At 42.0% G+C, this 18,552-nt stretch carries 19 protein-coding genes and 2 tRNA genes; 8 read left to right on the forward strand and 13 right to left on the reverse strand.

The annotated features are described in order from the left end of the window. Positions 1-76 precede the first annotated feature (76 nt). The 4 genes from MZHIL_RS00375 to MZHIL_RS00390 all read left to right on the forward strand — a co-directional run bounded on the left by MZHIL_RS00375 (position 77) and on the right by MZHIL_RS00390 (position 3,606). A complete protein-coding gene (locus MZHIL_RS00375; RefSeq protein WP_013897391.1) occupies positions 77-454 on the forward strand; it encodes an EMC6-like membrane protein in 378 nt (125 codons plus the stop codon). A gap of 51 nt (positions 455-505) precedes the next feature. After that, entirely contained in the window at positions 506-2,272 is a 1,767-nt protein-coding gene (locus MZHIL_RS00380; RefSeq protein WP_013897392.1) for a ribosome biogenesis/translation initiation ATPase RLI, read from the forward strand. A gap of 190 nt (positions 2,273-2,462) precedes the next feature. Beyond that, positions 2,463-2,720, forward strand: coding sequence for a cytochrome b5 domain-containing protein (locus tag MZHIL_RS00385; protein ID WP_013897393.1), 258 nt, complete (start codon positions 2,463-2,465; stop codon positions 2,718-2,720). Positions 2,721-2,793: 73 nt separating this feature from the next. Then, positions 2,794-3,606 carry a mechanosensitive ion channel family protein gene (locus MZHIL_RS00390; RefSeq protein ID WP_013897394.1) on the forward strand — a complete coding sequence of 271 codons (813 nt, stop codon included), beginning with the start codon at positions 2,794-2,796 and terminating at the stop codon, positions 3,604-3,606. Between the two features lie 49 nt (positions 3,607-3,655). On the opposite strand, the gene MZHIL_RS00395 is transcribed toward MZHIL_RS00390, so the two are convergent. The 4 genes from MZHIL_RS00395 to MZHIL_RS00410 form a co-directional block, all read right to left on the reverse strand. Beyond that, positions 3,656-4,783, reverse strand: coding sequence for an isocitrate/isopropylmalate dehydrogenase family protein (locus tag MZHIL_RS00395; protein ID WP_013897395.1), 1,128 nt, complete (start codon positions 4,781-4,783; stop codon positions 3,656-3,658). Positions 4,784-4,826: 43 nt separating this feature from the next. Next, positions 4,827-5,309: a 3-isopropylmalate dehydratase small subunit gene (locus MZHIL_RS00400; protein WP_013897396.1), complete on the reverse strand. Its 483-nt coding sequence runs from the start codon at positions 5,307-5,309 to the stop codon at positions 4,827-4,829. 82 nt (positions 5,310-5,391) lie between these two features. After that, the gene (locus tag MZHIL_RS00405) at positions 5,392-6,357 is read right to left on the reverse strand and encodes an aminopeptidase (protein ID WP_013897397.1); all 966 of its coding nucleotides are present in this window, start codon (positions 6,355-6,357) and stop codon (positions 5,392-5,394) included. 1 nt (position 6,358) lies between these two features. Continuing rightward, positions 6,359-7,663: an ATP-binding protein gene (locus MZHIL_RS00410; RefSeq protein ID WP_013897398.1), complete on the reverse strand. Its 1,305-nt coding sequence runs from the start codon at positions 7,661-7,663 to the stop codon at positions 6,359-6,361. Between the two features lie 39 nt (positions 7,664-7,702). Here MZHIL_RS00410 and MZHIL_RS00415 point away from each other — a divergent pair, with 39 nt between their 5' ends. Continuing rightward, positions 7,703-8,956, forward strand: a complete 1,254-nt coding sequence (locus MZHIL_RS00415) for an MFS transporter (RefSeq protein ID WP_245527547.1) — start codon at positions 7,703-7,705, stop codon at positions 8,954-8,956. 2 nt (positions 8,957-8,958) lie between these two features. Here the strand turns inward: MZHIL_RS00415 and MZHIL_RS00420 are convergent, their stop codons facing one another. After that, positions 8,959-10,386: an NAD(P)/FAD-dependent oxidoreductase gene (locus MZHIL_RS00420; RefSeq protein ID WP_245527548.1), complete on the reverse strand. Its 1,428-nt coding sequence runs from the start codon at positions 10,384-10,386 to the stop codon at positions 8,959-8,961. Between the two features lie 41 nt (positions 10,387-10,427). Next, positions 10,428-11,498 carry a formate--phosphoribosylaminoimidazolecarboxamide ligase gene (locus MZHIL_RS00425; protein WP_013897401.1) on the reverse strand — a complete coding sequence of 357 codons (1,071 nt, stop codon included), beginning with the start codon at positions 11,496-11,498 and terminating at the stop codon, positions 10,428-10,430. Positions 11,499-11,662: 164 nt separating this feature from the next. Between MZHIL_RS00425 and MZHIL_RS00430 the strand changes: the two genes are divergently transcribed. Then, a complete protein-coding gene (locus MZHIL_RS00430) occupies positions 11,663-12,292 on the forward strand; it encodes an ArsR/SmtB family transcription factor (protein WP_013897402.1) in 630 nt (209 codons plus the stop codon). 22 nt (positions 12,293-12,314) lie between these two features. After that, entirely contained in the window at positions 12,315-13,130 is an 816-nt protein-coding gene (gene truA, locus MZHIL_RS00435) for a tRNA pseudouridine(38-40) synthase TruA (RefSeq protein ID WP_013897403.1), read from the forward strand. A 17-nt stretch (positions 13,131-13,147) separates the two neighbouring features. Here truA and MZHIL_RS00440 read toward each other — a convergent pair whose 3' ends face one another. From MZHIL_RS00440 to MZHIL_RS00460, 5 genes are read right to left on the reverse strand one after another with little or no spacing between them, the layout of a single operon-like run. After that, positions 13,148-14,182: a TRM11 family SAM-dependent methyltransferase gene (locus tag MZHIL_RS00440; protein WP_013897404.1), complete on the reverse strand. Its 1,035-nt coding sequence runs from the start codon at positions 14,180-14,182 to the stop codon at positions 13,148-13,150. 38 nt (positions 14,183-14,220) lie between these two features. After that, positions 14,221-14,508, reverse strand: a complete 288-nt coding sequence (locus MZHIL_RS00445; RefSeq protein WP_013897405.1) for a YunC family protein — start codon at positions 14,506-14,508, stop codon at positions 14,221-14,223. Positions 14,509-14,521: 13 nt separating this feature from the next. Beyond that, a complete protein-coding gene (locus MZHIL_RS00450; RefSeq protein WP_013897406.1) occupies positions 14,522-15,277 on the reverse strand; it encodes a hypothetical protein in 756 nt (251 codons plus the stop codon). Positions 15,278-15,310: 33 nt separating this feature from the next. Beyond that, the gene (gene map, locus MZHIL_RS00455; RefSeq protein ID WP_013897407.1) at positions 15,311-16,201 is read right to left on the reverse strand and encodes a type II methionyl aminopeptidase; all 891 of its coding nucleotides are present in this window, start codon (positions 16,199-16,201) and stop codon (positions 15,311-15,313) included. Positions 16,202-16,252: 51 nt separating this feature from the next. Further along, positions 16,253-17,428, reverse strand: a complete 1,176-nt coding sequence (locus MZHIL_RS00460; RefSeq protein ID WP_013897408.1) for a M24 family metallopeptidase — start codon at positions 17,426-17,428, stop codon at positions 16,253-16,255. A gap of 505 nt (positions 17,429-17,933) precedes the next feature. Between MZHIL_RS00460 and MZHIL_RS00465 the strand changes: the two genes are divergently transcribed. Then, on the forward strand, positions 17,934-18,125 hold the full coding sequence (locus MZHIL_RS00465) for a hypothetical protein (RefSeq protein WP_013897409.1): 192 nt from the start codon (positions 17,934-17,936) through the stop codon (positions 18,123-18,125). 128 nt (positions 18,126-18,253) lie between these two features. Here MZHIL_RS00465 and MZHIL_RS00470 read toward each other — a convergent pair. Together MZHIL_RS00470 and MZHIL_RS00475 are read right to left on the reverse strand one after the other, a co-directional pair. Further along, positions 18,254-18,326: transfer RNA gene (locus tag MZHIL_RS00470), tRNA-Asp, on the reverse strand. Between the two features lie 63 nt (positions 18,327-18,389). Continuing rightward, positions 18,390-18,499: transfer RNA gene (locus tag MZHIL_RS00475), tRNA-Tyr, on the reverse strand. Positions 18,500-18,552 lie beyond the last annotated feature (53 nt).

Raw genomic sequence — 18,552 nt, forward strand, 5'->3', positions numbered from 1 at the left:
TCAGAGTGCAAAGTTTTATTAATTACAATGCTTTTATTCTATCATCCTATCAACCTCAGTTCAGGAGAAACTTCAATTGAAGAACAAAAAGAAATCCAGACCCTCAAAGAAGGAAGATGCCGAAAATAAAGATCAGAAGGATCCGTTACAGATAAAGGAGAAGACACCTGAAGAGAGGAAGCAGTCTCATATTGAGGGAGTTATAAAGACCGCTGTTGCATCTGTAATTGGTATTATTGCAGGGATAGCGGCATATTTTGCACTGGGAAGTGCACTTGATACTCCATGGTATTCAGTTATCATCATAGTTGCCATACTGGCATTTTATCTTCAGCGTGCTGTCCTGCCTGTAATAAAGATCGATACAAAACAGTTTGGCCTCAAGGACTGGTTATATGTTGAATTCCTTGTGCTGGATTTCTTCCTGGTTACATGGATACTGATGCTGAACTGAGCAAATCGATTTTTAACGATCATATCAGCCTAAAGGGTGCAGGAATTTATTATGCGAATTGCAATATTGAACAGGGACAGATGTCAGCCAAGAAGATGCAGTCATGAATGTGAGAAGTACTGTCCAAGGGTCAGGACAGGCGACGAAACAATAGTTTTTGGAGAGGATGGAAAACCCATCATTTCAGAAGAGATGTGTGTTGGCTGTGGAATATGTATCAATAGATGTCCCTTTGATGCAATTATGATCATTGGACTTCCAGAAGAACTGGATAAACCAACTCACAGGTATGGCCAGAATGGGTTTGCACTCTATGGGCTGCCTATACCTCAGAAGGGTCGTGTTACAGGTATACTTGGTCCCAATGGAATTGGTAAAAGTACTGCTGTAAAGATCCTCTCAGGTTCATTAATTCCAAATTTTGGTGAAGAAAAGGGTGACTGGGATACAGTTCTTGAATATTATTCAGGTACGGCTCTTTATGATTATTTTAGGGATATTGTCAGCGGGAAGATGAAAATTTCCCAGAAACCTCAGTATGTTGATATGATCCCAAAGGCATTCTCCGGAAAGACACGTGATCTTCTAAAAAAGGCAGATGAACGGGGGGTCTTTGATTATCTGGTGGAGAAACTTGATCTTGGGAATATAATCGATCGTGATATCTCCAATTTAAGCGGTGGTGAACTGCAGAGGGTGGCAATTGCAGCATGTGCTGGCAAAGAAGCTGATTTTTATTTCTTTGATGAGATAAGTTCCTATCTGGATATCTACCAGCGGATAAACTCTGCAAGGCTTATTCAGGAACTGGCAGAGGAAAAAGCAGTTATGGTGGTGGAACATGACCTTGCTATACTGGATATGCTGGCAGATGTTGTACATGTGGCATATGGTGTTTCTGGTGGATATGGTGTCATTACGTACCCAAAGGGTGTGCGGATCTCGATCAACCAGTACCTTAAGGGGTACCTTCCTGAAGAAAATGTGCGCATAAGGCCGGAAGCAATTGAGTTTGAAGTGCATCCTCCCAAAATAGAAAAAGAAATTCATACTGTGCTGGACTATCCTTCTTTCTCTCTAAAATACGGCAAAGGATTTCATCTCAAGGCAGAAGCAGGTAACCTGAAGGAAGGTGAGGTTCTGGGTATTGTCGGTCCCAATGGTATCGGTAAATCCACATTTGTCAGAGTACTGGCAGGTGAAATCGAGCCTGAAGAAGGTGAAATAGATCTTGATATCAAGGTTTCCTATAAACCACAGTATATAGTAGGAGATTCTCCGATGCAGGTAAGATATTTCCTTGGCCAGATAACCGATAAATTCAATACCAGTTATTATCAGGCAGAGATTGGAAAACCTCTCCAGCTTGAGAAACTCTATGACAGAATGCTTACGGATCTTAGTGGCGGTGAGTTGCAGAGGGTGGCAATTGCAGCTTGTCTAAGCCGTGATGCTGACCTCTATCTTCTGGATGAGCCCAGTGCGCATCTGGATGTGGAGCAGAGATCAATGGCCACAAAAACAATCAAGAGATTTGCAGAAAATACCAAGAAAACCGCTATGGTTGTGGATCATGATATATACATGATAGATATGCTGAGTGAGCGGATGATTGTTTTTGAGGGTACTCCTGCAGTCAATGGTACAGCAAATTCCCCGACGACCATGCATCAGGGAATGAACCGCTTTCTCAGCAATCTGAATATTACTTTCCGAAGGGATGAGGATACTTCCAGGCCAAGGGTGAATAAACCAGGTTCGAGGCTGGACCGTGAACAGAAAGAAAGTGGAGAATTCTACTACTACAGAGTGGAATAAACCAAATAACTTTCTATTTTTTCCAGTAATTTGATTTTACTGATCTTTACTGCTCAAGTTATATATAATAGTAAAATCAAAATAATTATTGTTCTGCTAGACGGTAATTAATATGGAAGCATGATATGATTTTCTGTACAGTTTTTTGTACAGTAAAGATTGGAATGAATTCTTTTGAGGGAGGTAAATAATGGGATCAGATATGAAAGAGTTCACGGCTGAGGAACTTGCAAAATATAATGGAAGGGACGGGAACAGAGCATATGTTGCATACAATGGAAAAGTGTATGATGTAACTGACAGTTTTCTCTGGGAGGATGGAGATCATCAGGGAATGCATGAAGCAGGTATGAACTTTGATGATGAACTTGATCTGGAAGCTCCCCATGAAGCTGATGTAATGGATGATTTTCCGGTTGTTGGAACCTTCAGGGAAAATTCTGATTAATGTCTGAGTTCAAATGTATGGCCATTTTCAATATTTATAACCAATATTGACATAATTCACGGGAGTTTTTTTTATGGATCTTGGAATACTGGAAGAAACGATATTGTATAGTGACATTACGCTGATGAATGTAATACTTTCCATAGTACTGTTGCTTGCTGGAATTGCAGTTACAAAGATAGCTACAATTATGTTCAAAAATGGAATGAATAAAAGTAATTTGCCCCAGCTTGTTATTGAATTCCTATCAAAGTTTTTCAGTGTACTGCTATATATTGCTGTTATTCTTATATTTGTTTCTTCACTTGGATTTGATGTAAATTCAGTGGTTCTGGGACTTTCTGCTGTAATCGGTCTGATCCTTGGGTTTGGTATGCAGGATACTCTGACCAACCTTGCATCAGGGATCTGGCTTGCAGCTCTGAGACCACTTGATAAGGATGAGTTCATATCAGTAGGAGGCTCAAGCGGGACTGTCAGCTCAGTAGGTATAATGGCCACCGAGCTCATTACTCCGGACAACCAGCTTATAACTGTTCCAAACAAACTTGTGTGGGGCAATTCTATAATTAATTTTACCCGACTTCCCACACGCAGAGCAGCAGTGGATGTTGGAATCAGTTACAAATCCGATCTGGATCAGGCCATTCAGGTTGCCCTTGATCTTATGAAAGAACATCCACTGGTTCTGGATGATCCTGCACCTGCTGTAGTTGTTTCAGAACTGGGTGATTCTTCTGTGGACCTTCAGCTTAGAGCATGGACTCAGACCCAGAACCTATGGACAGTTAAATGGGACCTTACAGGTGGCATATTTAAAGCATATAATGAAAAAGGCATTGAGATCCCATTCCCGCAGAGGGATGTGCATATAAAAAGAGACTGAATGGGTATTTCAATATATACCCATTAATTTTTTTAATTTTGTATTGATTTTACTCTTCCAGAACAAGACGAGCTATTTCATCTCCTACATCTGAGGTTCCAGCTGAACCACCCATATCATAGGTTCTGACCCTTGCTTCACTGATATTTCTTTCAATAGCTGAAACAATGTTTGCTGCAGCTTCATTTTCACCCAGTTGCTCTATCATCATGGCACCTGCCCAGATTGTTGCTATAGGGTTCACCTTGTTCTGTCCTTTATACTTTGGAGCAGATCCGTGTATTGGTTCAAACATGCTTGTTCCTTCAGGATTGATATTTCCACCAGGTGCAAGACCCAGTCCACCCTGTATCATGGCCCCCAGATCAGTGATTATGTCTCCGAACATATTGGGTGTGACCACCACATCAAACCATTCCGGATTTTTGACAAACCACATGGTAATCGCATCAACGTAATTGAAATCTGTTTCCACATCAGGGTAATTGTCTGCCATGGACTCAAATTCTTCTCTCCAGAATCCGTATATATCGGAGAGTACATTTGCCTTGTCCACAGAAGACAGATGTCCGGAGCGTTTCTGTGCAAGATCGAAGGCATATTTCATTACCCTCCGGGTACCTTCCTTAGATATCATACCTATCTGATAGGCAATTTCTTCACTGTCAGTATCTATGTCCAGATCAAACTTTGCTGAATAAAGGTTTCTCTTAACTTCCAGCAGTTTCTGACTGGCACCCCTGGCTGCCCGGCCACCGATTCCGATATACATATCTTCTGTATTCTCTCTGACAACTACAAAATCAATATCTTCAGGAGTCTTATTCTTAAGGGGTGTCCATACGCCTTCCAGAAGCTTTATTGGTCTGAGGTTGATGTACTGGTCAAAATAGAACCTTGCAGCAAGCAATATCCCCTTTTCAAGAATTCCAGGTGCAACCCGGGGATCTCCGATAGATCCAAGATAGATTGCAGGATATGCTCCAAGTTCCCTAAGGGTGTCTTCAGAAATCAGCTCCCCGGTTTCCAGATAATGATCGGCTCCATGGGGATAATTTATCCAATCAACATCGAATCCGTATTTTTCTCCTGCAGCATCTATAACTTTCATACCCTCAGCAACGATATCAGGACCGATTCCGTCGCCTGGTATTACTGGAATTTTATAATTTGTCATGTATTATCTCCTTTTCTAGTTATGGCTATGTATGCAAGTCAATTCACGCAATTAGTTTTCTAGTATACTCGATCAAGCCGCCTGCATCAACAATTTCTCTGACAAAATCCGGAAGTGGAGTTGCCTGGTACTGTTCATTTTTTGTATGATTTTTGATTATACCTGTTGAGATATCCACTTCTATTACATCTTTATCTTCTATCAGATGCGTATCTGGGCATTCCAGAAGAGGAACTCCGATATTGATAGCGTTTCTGAAAAATATACGTGCAAAGGATTTTGCAATGACACATGAAATTCCTGTGCCTTTGAGTGCAAGAGGTGCATGCTCTCTGGATGAACCACATCCAAAGTTACTTTCCGCAACAACTATATCTCCTTTTTTTACTTCTTTTGCAAACTCAGGCCGAACTCCTTCAAAAGCGTGTTTTGCAAGATCTTCGGAGGTGTTGAGTATCAGGTATCTTCCAGGAATGATAGCATCGGTATCTATATCATTTCCAAATTTCCATGCTCTGCCTTTCATTGATATCACCAGAGATTTTAAACTATTTACGATTGTCTGAATAAAACTGAGTATACTTCTGTATCATCCCTTATAAATGCGATCATTCAATATATTTTTCTCCAGCCAGTTCATGCACCTTCAGATCTGTATCATCTGCATACACAACAGGCCTGCGTATGATGCCATCAAGGTGCAGTTCAACATTCACATCTCCTCCAAACGTGGCATTATTGCCCAGTGCAATATGTACTGTGCCTGCAACCTTTTCATCTTCAAGAACAATGCCCCTGAGAATTGCAGCTGGATTTATCCCAATACCAAGTTCTGCAATATTGCGTGCAGAAGGTCCGACAGAATCCACAAGTGTGCACAGTTTATCACCTGCTTTTCCGGTGATGGCAACAGCCCTTCGCCCTTCAACCCGGATTGTTATTGGATCATCCAGTATTCCAATCCCACCCATTGCTCCATCTATCACTACTACACCTTCTGCATCTGCAGGGGCTACATATACTTCTCCGGCAGGCAGATTTGTCATAGAGCCGGGCTTATGGCAGATTCCGTTATCGATCATCCAGGTACATCCTTTAACATTGAACTTAATATCTGTTCCAAGATCTGACGTTACTCTGATAGTTACTGCGTTTTCCAGTTTACTGTACAGAAGCTTTGCATAATCACTGATCTGCTGGTAATTGGCTGTAAGACCGCCTGAGATCATCATATCAGCAGTAATTCCCGGCATTGTTGCAATTCTTGCTCCCTTTCTGCAGGAGCGAATACGGGCATCTGTATGTGTGAGGGATCTGGAAGTAGGAGCTATTACAATGTCGCAATGTTCCATGGCGCAGGCAACCGGGTCAGGTGGCTCCTGTCCGTCATATTTTCTGGGATTCATTTTCATGAGAAGCACTTCACACCCTATCTCAGAAGCACTGGAAAAAAGTGCTTTTGAAATTCTTTCATCGGTATCTGTGTCCGTGATGATAAGAAGTGATTCACCGGGCTGTGCATTCATGCAGGTCTTAAGTATTTTATCGGCAGTTATCTTCATGTTATGTGTCATATCACCAATCTCCTGTTCTTGCTTTTTCCAGAGGTAGGGCAAGTGGCTCGTCTCCTCCATGCCAGCTAAGGCGGGGCCGCATCCTGACCACATGCGTTGTCTCAGAGGTATCATCCACAATCAATCCAACTCCCCTGCTCTGTCCAAGTTTTTTTATTGAATCGCTAAAACCTTCCTTCATATAAGTGGGTCTTGTGGATTCCAGTGCCTTTATATCATCACCTGCAGTCAGTCTGTGGCAGATTACTAGATCTGATTGTGAGATTACATCCGGATCAATTGCAGATGGTCTCTGAGTTGCAAATACAATGGAAAGACCAGGCTGGCGACCCTGACGTAGCCATTCGTTTATGAGAACATCTGAAGCAAGGGTTCTGCTATCGGCAGGTATAAACAGGTGTGCTTCATCTATAAACATCCAGACCATGGGAATTCCTGATATATCCTCTGTAATCTCATTCATCATCCTTTTTTCATGCATTCTCCTTGCATCCAGTCTTCTCTGATATATCTCCAGACCTATTATTCTGACAATTGCAGCTCTTGCACTGTTATTTTTCACTGTGCTCACATCAATTACAGAGACTCCTTCATTTTTTACCAGTTCAGATATATCCGTTCCTTTTCTGCTGAAAATGCCCCATGAGATTGCACTGATCATATAATTCTCTGCAGCATCTCTGGCATTACTGGTACAGCGTTTATCCTGGTGGATATTTTCTATTATCTCTTCGATTGAGAAGTCATGTTCGCTCTTGTGAAGATCGTGTACTACTCTTATTAGAAGAGTTCCTGCAGGTGATGTTTCATCTATACCGAACAATTTGCACCACTGGTAACCATCCATATGTGAGGTCCGGATAGAGAACGAAGCTACATCTATGTTTCTCTGTCTGTATTCCCCCACCTTATCCTGTGGAACAAAGACCGTGACATCGAATTTATCTGGTTCGAGACCCCAATCGGATAAATTTTGATTCTGAGCTGTATTTTTCTTTCCCAGGGTCCAGAATATGCCCATTGTATCTATTACAACAGAGGCAATATTCTGCCTGATGCTTTCTGGCAGCCGCTCGATCTCCTCAATAAGGATTCCCATGGTATATGATTTGCCGTATCCTCTCTTGCCACATATTAGTAATGCATGCGGCCTAAGAGCATCCAGAGCTACTCTGGCACCTGATGATCTGTCAATTGCCAGGTATCTACCAATCTGGAGTATACCTGTTTTGCTCTGGCTATCTCTTCCCAGAACATACTGATGTCTGGAAACTCCCTGATCAAAATAATTTGTAACAGTTGGCATGATATCTGAACTGCTCGGTACATATATATGTGTTTATATTTGTTTATTAATGCTGCTTCAGATCAACGTACCACTCATGGAAAAATAATGATGTCCGATGCAAGAAATACTTACATAGATCGTGAAAGGCAGATATTTTTACTGTCAACTGGCACGTTCTGCATATTTCTGGCACTGCTGTCTCTGATCCCGCTTCTTCCAATGATCTCAGATGAGCTGGCAATCTCGCGCTCAGAACTGGGTTGGGTAGCCGGTGTATTCATGATATGTATGGCACTGTTCCAGATACCCTTTGGCCTGCTGTCGGATAGGTTTGGAAGAAGGCCCATGATTATTTCCGGAATGCTGATATTTACAGCAGGTGTCTTCATGCTGGGTATTTCTTCCACGTTTGTATCCCTGCTGGCAGCCAGAGCTATATCTGGTATAGGGGCTGCTATATTCTTCACCACTTCTTTTACCATGGTAGGGGATCTTTACAGGTTGCGGGAAAGGGGACATGCCATGGGAATCCTGGCAATTGCAACGGGTTTTGGAACTGTGCTGGGATATTCCATGGGCGGGCTTCTGGGAGACCTTTATGGTTGGAGGTTTGTATTTATCTGGTTTTCTGCACTGACATTACTGGTGGCAATATCCTTTCTTTTACTCAAGGAGACCGGATACTGTACTGAAGGTGGTTACTGTTACAGGGATATGATCTATCTGTCATTTGATGTTTTCAGGATTAAGAGTGTAGTACTGGTAACCCTGATTGCCATGATGTGCAATATGGCATCAATCGGATCATCATACGTGCTCCCGTTCTATGCCCAGGATGCAGGGATGTCGGTGGCTGTAACAGGTCTGATATTCATTCCGTTTGCCATTGTAAGTTCAGCAGGTGCTTCAGCATGTGGCAAATGCTCTGATATAGTGGGCAGAAGACGTCCACTTATAGTGGTAACTACCATTGCAGGTCTGGCACTTGTGATATTTTCATGGCTGCCTGTAAACGCACCTGCCATGGCAGTCAATTTTGCACTGGTAGGACTGTGCTTTGGTCCGGTTGTTACTCTCACCTCTACTATACTGGTGGATCATGTGGTCAGGGAGGACTCTCATATTCTTGGTACTTCTATGGGTACATTCAATATGATACGCTGGATGGGTGCGGCATTTGGCCCGGTGGCTGGTGGAATAATGCTGGAGGTCTATGGCCCTGAATTATCTTTCATGGTCTTTGGCCTGCTGATACTTATCTCAGCGGTTCTTTCAATCATGATCTATGAAGAATGGATGGACAATGAATGAACTTATCTATTTTCAATATTTAGAATACCACGGCCTGCGAGCACTCCGGTTGCTGCGGCATTGACAATATCTCTCGAAAGCCCTGCACCATCACCTGCCGCAAAAAGGTTTCTGATATCTGTTTGCATATTCCTGTCTACATGTATCTTCATTGAATAGAATTTGACCTCAGGGGCATAAAGAAGAGTGGAGTCTGAGGCAACGCCAGGGATGATTCTATCCAGAATTTCCAGACCTTCAATAATGTCCATCACTATTCTGTGGGGCATTGCCATGGAAATATCTCCAGGTGTAACCTCCTTTAGTGTATTGATCACAGAATTTCTTTCAAGTCTGCTGGAGGTTGACCTTCTACCCCTTCTCAGGTCTCCCATTCGCTGGAGTACCGGCTTACCGCCTCCAATGGTTGTTGCAAGCTTTGCAACAGAACGGGCATATTTGATCGTATTTTCGATTGGTTCTGTTAACTCCACATGAACCAGGAAGGCAAAATTTGTATTTTCAGACATCCTGCTGTGCAGTGAATGACCGTTTGTAGCGATAAAGCCTTCATATTCCTCCTTTACAACAAAACCATGGTCGTTTGTACAGAAAGTTCTTACAAAATCATCATATTTTCTGGTCTGGATATGGAATTTCGGGTCTCTGTTAATTTTTGTAACAGGGTCCATGATAATTGCAGGAACTTCCACCCTGACCCCAATGTCAATCCCTGCATACCTGGCTTTTATGGAATGCCTGTCAACCAGCTGGTTAACCCAGTCCCCACCGATTCTTCCTGGTGCCAGGAGAGTATATTTTACATTGATACAATCTCCTCCGGACAGAACAATTCCTTTGCAGATACTGTTCTCGATTATAAGGTCATCCACCCTTGTATTTAATAGAAAATCAACTCCCTGTTCATCCAGTCTGTTCTTGAATCTTGTAATAACTTCAGGAGCATTGTCTGAACCTATATGACGCTGTCTGATCTCAATGAACCTGGCACCCACCGATGCAGCCCTTCTTTTAAGGTCCTCTATGTCGCTCTCGGCTGGAGAATAGAGCTTTTCAGTAGCACCGCATTCAAGAAAAATCCGGTCCACATATTCTACCAGATCCCAGGAGGTTCTGTGATCTCCTGTATACTCTGTCAGGTTACCTCCAATATCTGGTCGCAGGTTAAGTGTTCCGTCAGAATAGGTGCCTGCACCTCCAACACCACACATGATATCACAGGGAGTGCAGTGGGTGCAGTGCTGGATGGAGTCAATCGGACATTCCCTTTTATCGATATTTTCTCCCATATCCACAACCAGAACATTCATACCACTGGATGACATCTCATTTGCAGCAAACATTCCTGCAGGTCCTGCGCCAATCACAACAGCATCATACTGTGATTCTCTGATAGTTGATCTGTCAACATCCATGATGTATCCGACCATTTCCGGCTGATGGTGTGGGTATTATGAAATCCGCTTCTTTTTCAGGATATGATCCTGTCCAGCTGGTTAAGTCTCTGGCCCAGTTTTATTTCCTGGGCAATTCTCCTACCGGTTGAAAGATTTTCTTCAATCAGGTCCGAATAGGGGGAGCCTGACATGTAGATATTTGTACCTGCAACAATACGTGCAGAAATTTCGAACACTTTTATCTCAAGTTTGTCTGTAAAAACGGTTTCCAGGCAGAAAGGTCCGATCATGCCTCCAAACATTTTGATGGATTGCTCCACCACCTTTTCACCTATACTGAATACCAGTGGAAGCAGGGATTCTCTTGCAATAAGTGGAACATTGCCTGTTACAACATACGTTGGCTGTATACCAGCTTCAGTTAGCTCTTTTGGAGAACCCAGCCTGAATATTTCATCTGCATTGGATTCTACCCTGCGGTCCATGCTCAGCATCTCAAGTGTTCCTTCACTCAGAGAATATCCTTCATTTCTGAGGGGAGAGTAGAAATAGTGGAGATAGTATCGTGTACCTATAATAAATTCCTGTATTGTATATTTCTGATGGGGTTCTATGTATCTCTCAAATTCTTCATAACTCTTTGCAACAAAGAATCCACGTCCACCCCTTGCACCATGATACTTGACCATTACAGGTCCATTGATATCCCTTGGATCCTCGATCTTTCGAGGCATATGAATGCCTGCACCTTCAAGCCATTCTCTTTCCTTATCCCTGTCAGATTCCCAGTTGAGAACATTCCGGTTACCGAATGTAGGCACTGCAAGATCGGTAAACTTATCACTTCCCATATACTCAACAAATGAACCATGAGGCACAATAATTGCATTCTTTTCTCTGAGTTTATCTGCAATGTCCGGTATCTGCTGGTAGCTATCAACTATAATATATTCATCAGGTTTTGCCTTGGGGAAAGCATCATAGAACCTAGGAGGCTCTCCTACACAAATCCCGATAGTTCTGAATCCCTCCTTTCTGGCACCATCGAATATCTGAAGACTGGAATGTGAACAGACAGTCGCAATGGAAATTTTTTTCTGATCATAACTTTGCAGTATATCCAGGATTTGCTTTTTTTCTATCATAATTAAGCCCCAAAAATTTACATTACATTGTATTATCTCATATTTAAGTTTAGGGGATGAATTCACATAATTTTTGTTTCTGGAGCATATAAAGCAGCAAAGGTTCAGATCAAATTGAACTATACAGAAATGTTATCAACTACAGATTCATATTATCTGTTGTTATGGATAATAATGATGAGCGTGCACCCCAGAATCTAGATAAAGTGATTGTTCTGCCTCTTGGGGATAGTTCCAGAAGGATAGCTCAGGCCCTATCCAATGATAAAGCACTAAAAATACTGGAACTGCTTGCAGAAAAACCAATGTCTGCAACTTCAATTGCCAGTAATCTGGATCTGCCCCTGACAACGGTCAAATACAATCTTGATACCCTTATAGAAACTGATCTAATAAGGGTAAAGGAAACTAAATGGAGTCAGAAGGGCAGACAGATAAAAATATACGAACCTGTTCAGAAGCTGATAGTGGTTGCACCAGGCTCCAGAGATGTTGAATCCTCATCGATTAGAGGTATTTTACAGAAATACCTGGGACTGGCGATGGGTGCAGGAATTGTTGCAGGTGGTATTGAGTATATCTCAAGGACTCTTACTGGAAATGATACACTCCGGTCTGCTGAATATGGAATAATGGATACTGCTATGGAAGAGACAAATGACATGATCTTTGAACCTGTAGGGGGATTTTTGCCATTTGATATCGGGTATTCACCGGGCATATGGTTCTTTCTGGGATGTGTCTTTGTTATATTTGCCATGCTGATGTGGGAAATGTATTATAGGAAAAAATAAATATGTGCTTTCAGGGAAGCATATGAGAATTGCACTAAAACTTGCGTATATAGGCAGCGATTACCATGGGTCTCAGGTACAGCCTGATGTAGATACGGTAGAAGGGCAACTTTTCAGGGCTTTAGAAAACCTTGGAATTATCTCTGATCCCCACTCGGCAAACTATGCAAGTGCCGGAAGAACTGATGCCAGCGTGCATGCAGCGGGTCAGGTTGTTGCCTTTGATACTGAAGCCCCCAATCTTGCAATCCCCAGGGTGATTAACTCAAAACTCCCGGAGTCTATATGGGCCTGGGCGCATGCAGAAGTTCCGGATGACTTTGACCCTCGAAGAAATGCAAAAACTCGAAGTTATCGATATATCATGAGCGGAGAGAATATTGATATATCCAAAATCAGGGCTGCATCCAGATACTTCACAGGAACACATGATTTCCTCAATTTCTGTACAAATGATGGAGATCGAAATACTGTAAGGACTGTAAACAGAATAGACATTCGGATAAGTGGTCCTCTGGTAAAGATCGATATTGATGCAGATGGATTTCTATGGAACATGGTACGCAAGATAGTGACAGCTCTCAGGATGGTTGGCAGTGGGGTCAGGGATATTGAATGGGTCAAACAGATGCTGGACCCTGCTACCTATGAAGAGGGTATTGAACCTGCAAAGGCATATGGTCTCACACTGATGAATGTTGATTATCCAATGCCTATTGAATGGTGCATTGATAGCTACTCTTTAAGAAGGGCCCATGAAAATATTCAGGAAAAACAGGTATATTACCGTATAATGTCAGAGGTTTTTGACCATCTTGTGCCATGGCCGATGGAATGAGTGTCAGGGCTCATTTTTTATTTTTCAAGCACAAGTATAGTACGTGTGAGACTGCGGTGAACGTACTGATTATGTTTTTCACAAATTTTAAATCCTGCTTTTATTGAATGTTCATCGATCTGCTTTTCAGAAACTATAACTGCAAGTGATCCTGGCCTGAGGATTCTGTACATTTCTTTCATTGATTCGGAGTACAGGTTGTTGAGAGATCTGGCATGTATCAACGCAGAACGTCCGTAGGGAGGATCTGTTACTATGGCATCCATACATTCATCAGCCAGGGGAATCCGGGTTGCGTCTCCTGTCATAAGTGAATGATCAAGACTGTAGTAATCCAGGTTCATTCTGGCACCTGAAATTATCTTGGACTGGGCATCCATACCAATTACATGCGATTTGATCATGGCTGCTTCCACAAGTATTCCGCCGGTACCGCAGAAAGGGTCCAGTATATTTTTACCGGGTAAGATTCCCGATATATTGATCAATGCTCTGGCAGTTCTGGGCATCAGTACTCCCGGGTAGAAGAAAGGTTTTTTGTGCGGTGCTCTCTTTTCATAGGCACTGCGGTCAATGGAGGCAACAACAGATCCAAAAATACATTTGTTCGAGATAAGGAGTCTGAACATGACATCTGGCTTTTTTAGGTTTGCTCTGTATCCTTTTCTGTAAATTGTGCCACCAACTTTTTTTTCCAGGTATTCTCCGTGTAGCCTGGCGTGGGTCCGGATCTTTCTGGCCCTGACAGCATAGGTCATATCACTGCTGATATGTTGATGTATATCAGCCTCTGCTGCCATTTTTATGATCTCATTAACATCATTTGCGCATATTCCGATCACTTTCAATATGTGATGGGACATTGCCAGCCTACCGGATACAGATACAAGTGCTGCCTCGATTGTATCACTGTTGCCTCTGATGTCAACTAAAAGACACTGGTCAAAACAGTGTGTCTGTTCATAATCCAGATTCTCAAGAGAAAGGCAGGCCAGGACCTCTGAACGAGGTATTGTTGGGTGCTCTCCAGATAGTTCGAATGCGTATAACATATAGGTTCAGATCCAAAACATATCATTTTTCATCTTTTTCAGATCATCTTATCCAGTGCCTGTCTGACTGTCATTTTCTCTGTAATTCCAAGATTTTTTGCACTGGTGGTAAGGTTTGCAATATTTGAGTCAAGCATCTCCTCAAAGGAACTGACTCCTCTGACAACAGCAGCAGCATCACCTAGCTTTTCTGCAGTTTCAATGTCAAGGTATCCACACATTACAAATCCCAGTCTGGCCTTGATGAGTATCAGGGGTGCTTTCTCCATTTCCATTCTCAGACCAATCACAGATCCTTTTTCCAGTTCGATCAGCTCAACAATCATTCTTATCTTTTCCTTATTGCTTGTTCACAGAGACGGTACATATATTTTTAAAAAACGTATCTATAATGTCTACCGGTTTTTGAATCTTTATATCGTCTTCCAGCGTGTCTGAATTACTCTCAGAATTTATATGGGTAGAATTATAATGCACTGTTATCTGACCCTTATTCCCAAATTCACCTGTTATATAGGTGATTCTATTTATTCTGGTGATGGTTTTATTTTCCACTCCATTAACTGCTGTCACTTCAATGGTTTCGGGCATGGTTATGCTGACCTTTGTGCCTGGTATACCTGAAAAACTCATGTCACTACCCATTTTATAGAAAAAATCTCTGAATTCATATTCAACAATATATAAGTTCCTTACTGCTGATGGCTGGCTAACTCTTCCTATGAGTTCATGGGAGAGTTCTGCATCAACATTTACAGGATATATGCCATCATATGATTTATTGATCTGTACATTCATATCCTGCATGATATTATCATGAAGTCTCTGGCGCATTACCTTATCTGCCTTATGCAGTTCCCACGCACTTACAAAACCATCTCTATTACCAATATTTGCATCTATGTATTGTTTTATAAGATATGATCTATCTTCTTCATACATTTCAATATATTTCCAGCTAAGGCCCCTATTTTCAATATCTATTCTGCTTTCCAGAGTGAATGCATCATCTGCTGTGGTAATGGAAATAGGTACTGTAAGTATCAGAACTATAAAGCACAGTAATTTCAATATAATAGTAGCTGTATGTTTCATGATTTTCTAAAACTGGACAGTCCGTTTAGAAACTTATCTGGTTATGATTTCACATCCGTCATCCGTTACAATTACTGTATGTTCTGCCTGTGATACAAGACCCCCCTCAACCTCCTTTAGTACAGGATAAGATCTTATTATATTGTTTCTCATCAGTTGTGTGAGTGCAAATTCAAGACGATCGGATGTAAGCCATCTTTTGGCAAAGGGGAGGGTCCTGTAGGGTTCGATTTCCTTTAATACTTTTCTTGCAGCCGGAAGGCGTACAGGCTTTTTTTCAATCAGACTGTATATCTCTGACCATGAACCATCTGCAACCCGGCCTGCCCCGTCTGTGGCAAACGGTTCAATTGCAATAACATCGCCTGAATGGAGTGTTATTCCTTTATTGATGCGGCGATTTGGTATACTTGGCGGTGCATGGGTGATGTAGGGTGCAAGCCCATGCCCGGTAAGGTTTGCTACAGGCTTTAGACCATAAGCAGTAATCGCATCTTCAATAGCACCTGCGATATCTGCTGTACTAATTCCATCCCTTATACAATCGATTCCAGCGTATAGGGCATCCTCAGAGGCCTTTACCAGATCACTGTTGCCTGTAAAATCAACAGTTACAGCAGAATCTGCAATATACCCGTCAATATGTACTCCCATATCAATCTTGATCATGTCCTTTCCAAACACCGATTCATCATTTTTGCGGGGAGTGGCGTGTGCTGCTTCATCATTTGCTGATATATTGCATGGAAATGCAGGCTTTGCTCCCAGTTCAATAGTTTTCTGTTCAACAAATTCTGCAATTTCCAGAACGCTCCCTCCGACTTTTACTCTGTCAACTGCCTGACTTCTTACCTTTGAGAGTATCTTTCCTGCTTCAATATATTTCTCAAAGATCTCCTCAATTTCCTGAAGCTTATCCGACATCATTTACCTCTTATTTAGTCTGATTATAGAGTATTTTTAGCATGACTACTGTTATAATACTAATCTCTTTTCAAAATCTGTTAGATTCTCATATCCTTTAGATGTCACAACTACAATATCTTCAATCCTTACTCCTCCGGTATGGGGATAATACAGACCTGGCTCAATAGTAATTACATTGCCTTCCTCTAATTTTCCTTCTCCCTCACCAACCATTGGCCATTCGTGGACATCCAGGCCAACCCCGTGACCTGTTGAGTGTATGAATCCAGATTTTGAACCGCTAAGATATGTATCAAAGCCCCTCTCTTCAAATATTTCACATACCCGTGAGTGTATATCCCTGCAAAGGGCACCCGGCCTGATCATTTCAAGTGCTGCCTGCTGTGCAGCAATGACTGCATCATACATTTCTGTAAGGCTTCCTGAAGGCTCTCCTTTAAGTACGGTCCTGCACATATCCGCATAGTACATGGTTTTCTTGCTTTGAGGGAATATATCAATTACAATAGGCTGTCCTGCCAGCAGTGCACCTTCGCCCATGTGATGGGGGATAGCTGAATGTTTTCCACAGGATACGATGGTTCCCATTGAGTGGCACCCGGAGTCCAGTAGCCTGTGTTCAATAGCAGCCCTGACATGATCTGATGTGAGTTCAGATCCCTCATAATGCAGGATGCCGTCTATTTCCTCTGAAGCTTTGATAAGATCAATAGCACATCTCATGCCTTCCTCTCCTGCTTTCTGAACCATTCTGATCTTTTCTATCTCATCTGTATTTTTCACAGCCCTCATATCCCTGAAGGGACTCTTTACCGGCTGAACCGAGAAACCCACCTCTTTTAGATACTGGGCGATGTAGAGGGGAAAGTTTCTGGGAGCAGATATTCTTCTAACTCCAAGGTCCTGAAGCATATCTGCCAGACAGTCACAGTAAGCAATGAAGGCATCTGGCTTTTCTTTAATTTTTGTTCTGTATCCATATTCTGAAGTTGTACGTATATCAGAGACTCTTGATTCAACCTCTGCGCGCCCCTTTTCCATTTCAGATAGGAATAGGATTTCATCTTCGTCCTTTGTCTGGAGGTATGTGAAGGGATCAGAGGCAGAAAACTGTGACACATAGTACATATCAGCATTGTTCGAATCTGAGACCATCAGGAACACATCTGTACTATTTGCATCCAGGTATCCTGTAATATCTTTGTCATTTACTGTTTTGCTCATAGGGTCAGATTATGAATTAATAGTACATAAGTTCTACACAGTTTATTGTCTCTGTAACTTTACTACAAAAAAGACCGTTTCTATCTGATCGAATACGGGATCTACTGTATTAAATAAAAGAGCCCGTTGATTACGTTTTCAGGTACATAGTTTCAATAATTATTTATATCATTGTTGTGTAGTTAATTCTGTTCACACAGAATCTGTCCAACAGGGCATAGATGTGTGCAACATGGTGGCAGTAATCAGGTCCACAGATGCTATGGGAGTAAAATCCAGAAAACCCTGTAAGGTTTTTAGCAACTGATGGATCTGATTCATCAGCAGTACAGCTTAAGGAGTGTAATGGGGAATACGGGGGTTAAGCTGTATGAAATATCTGCCACCAATATTACTTTTATATATGAGGTAATGTACTGATTTATTTCCATCCTGATTGCTCATCCTGTGAGTACTTACATCAATTCTGGATGAATTGTGGTGATTTGATTGTGTGGAGATAGTTATGAATAATGATGATTCGTTATCAATAGCAGTACCAATTACCGTATCTCTTCTGGGGATCGCTTTTATTCTGCATTTTATGGCAGAACCTTATTATTTTACCGGCAGTCCTCCTACTGGATTCAGTACAGGGACACTGGGTATTTTGATAGTTGTCATAGGTGTTCTATTAAGCTCTAAATGCAAAAAATAAAAATAGTATGTTTTGCTGGATTGTATCAGATCATAACTTGAAAAATCCTGATTACAAAAAAAGTATATTTATCATTTCTGATACCTCCTGTTCTAAGGAGGTATCTGTGAAATGAACTGCTGGAATTACGTTCGGACCGGGATTTGAACCCGAGTCGGAGCCTCGACAGGGCTCCATGATAGGCCACTACACTATCCGAACATTTGATGTGAGCACACTCTAATAGAACTTTCTATATTTAAAGCTTTTGCAGGTGAGAATTGATCCCGCCTCCCAGACTCGAACCGGGGACATCGCGGTGCCTGCGCGGTATGTGCGACCAGGTCGCAGAAACCATACTACAGCCGCGCACTCTACCACTGAGTTAAGGCGGGACAGCGTATAACACTGTATTCAACTTTTCACCGATGCAAATTGACGCATCACT

The organism is Methanosalsum zhilinae DSM 4017 (genome assembly GCF_000217995.1).
Taxonomy (GTDB): Archaea; Halobacteriota; Methanosarcinia; order Methanosarcinales; family Methanosarcinaceae; genus Methanosalsum; species Methanosalsum zhilinae.

What these genes read in the sequence shown, in the direction of transcription:
- MZHIL_RS00380 (WP_013897392.1), top strand. Translation starts at nt 506, where the DNA reads ATGCGAATTGCAATATTGAACAGGGACAGATGTCAGCCAAGAAGATGC.
- MZHIL_RS00465 (WP_013897409.1), top strand. Translation starts at nt 17,934, where the DNA reads ATGAATAATGATGATTCGTTATCAATAGCAGTACCAATTACCGTATCT.
- MZHIL_RS00430 (WP_013897402.1), top strand. Translation starts at nt 11,663, where the DNA reads ATGGATAATAATGATGAGCGTGCACCCCAGAATCTAGATAAAGTGATT.
- MZHIL_RS00400 (WP_013897396.1), bottom strand. Translation starts at nt 5,309, where the DNA reads ATGAAAGGCAGAGCATGGAAATTTGGAAATGATATAGATACCGATGCT.
- MZHIL_RS00460 (WP_013897408.1), bottom strand. Translation starts at nt 17,428, where the DNA reads ATGAGCAAAACAGTAAATGACAAAGATATTACAGGATACCTGGATGCA.
- MZHIL_RS00390 (WP_013897394.1), top strand. Translation starts at nt 2,794, where the DNA reads ATGGATCTTGGAATACTGGAAGAAACGATATTGTATAGTGACATTACG.
- truA (WP_013897403.1), top strand. Translation starts at nt 12,315, where the DNA reads ATGAGAATTGCACTAAAACTTGCGTATATAGGCAGCGATTACCATGGG.
- MZHIL_RS00385 (WP_013897393.1), top strand. Translation starts at nt 2,463, where the DNA reads ATGGGATCAGATATGAAAGAGTTCACGGCTGAGGAACTTGCAAAATAT.
- MZHIL_RS00410 (WP_013897398.1), bottom strand. Translation starts at nt 7,663, where the DNA reads ATGCCAACTGTTACAAATTATTTTGATCAGGGAGTTTCCAGACATCAG.
- MZHIL_RS00445 (WP_013897405.1), bottom strand. Translation starts at nt 14,508, where the DNA reads ATGATTGTTGAGCTGATCGAACTGGAAAAAGGATCTGTGATTGGTCTG.
- MZHIL_RS00440 (WP_013897404.1), bottom strand. Translation starts at nt 14,182, where the DNA reads ATGTTATACGCATTCGAACTATCTGGAGAGCACCCAACAATACCTCGT.
- MZHIL_RS00425 (WP_013897401.1), bottom strand. Translation starts at nt 11,498, where the DNA reads ATGATAGAAAAAAAGCAAATCCTGGATATACTGCAAAGTTATGATCAG.
- MZHIL_RS00405 (WP_013897397.1), bottom strand. Translation starts at nt 6,357, where the DNA reads ATGACACATAACATGAAGATAACTGCCGATAAAATACTTAAGACCTGC.
- MZHIL_RS00420 (WP_245527548.1), bottom strand. Translation starts at nt 10,386, where the DNA reads ATGGTCGGATACATCATGGATGTTGACAGATCAACTATCAGAGAATCA.
- map (WP_013897407.1), bottom strand. Translation starts at nt 16,201, where the DNA reads ATGTCGGATAAGCTTCAGGAAATTGAGGAGATCTTTGAGAAATATATT.
- MZHIL_RS00395 (WP_013897395.1), bottom strand. Translation starts at nt 4,783, where the DNA reads ATGACAAATTATAAAATTCCAGTAATACCAGGCGACGGAATCGGTCCT.
- MZHIL_RS00450 (WP_013897406.1), bottom strand. Translation starts at nt 15,277, where the DNA reads ATGAAACATACAGCTACTATTATATTGAAATTACTGTGCTTTATAGTT.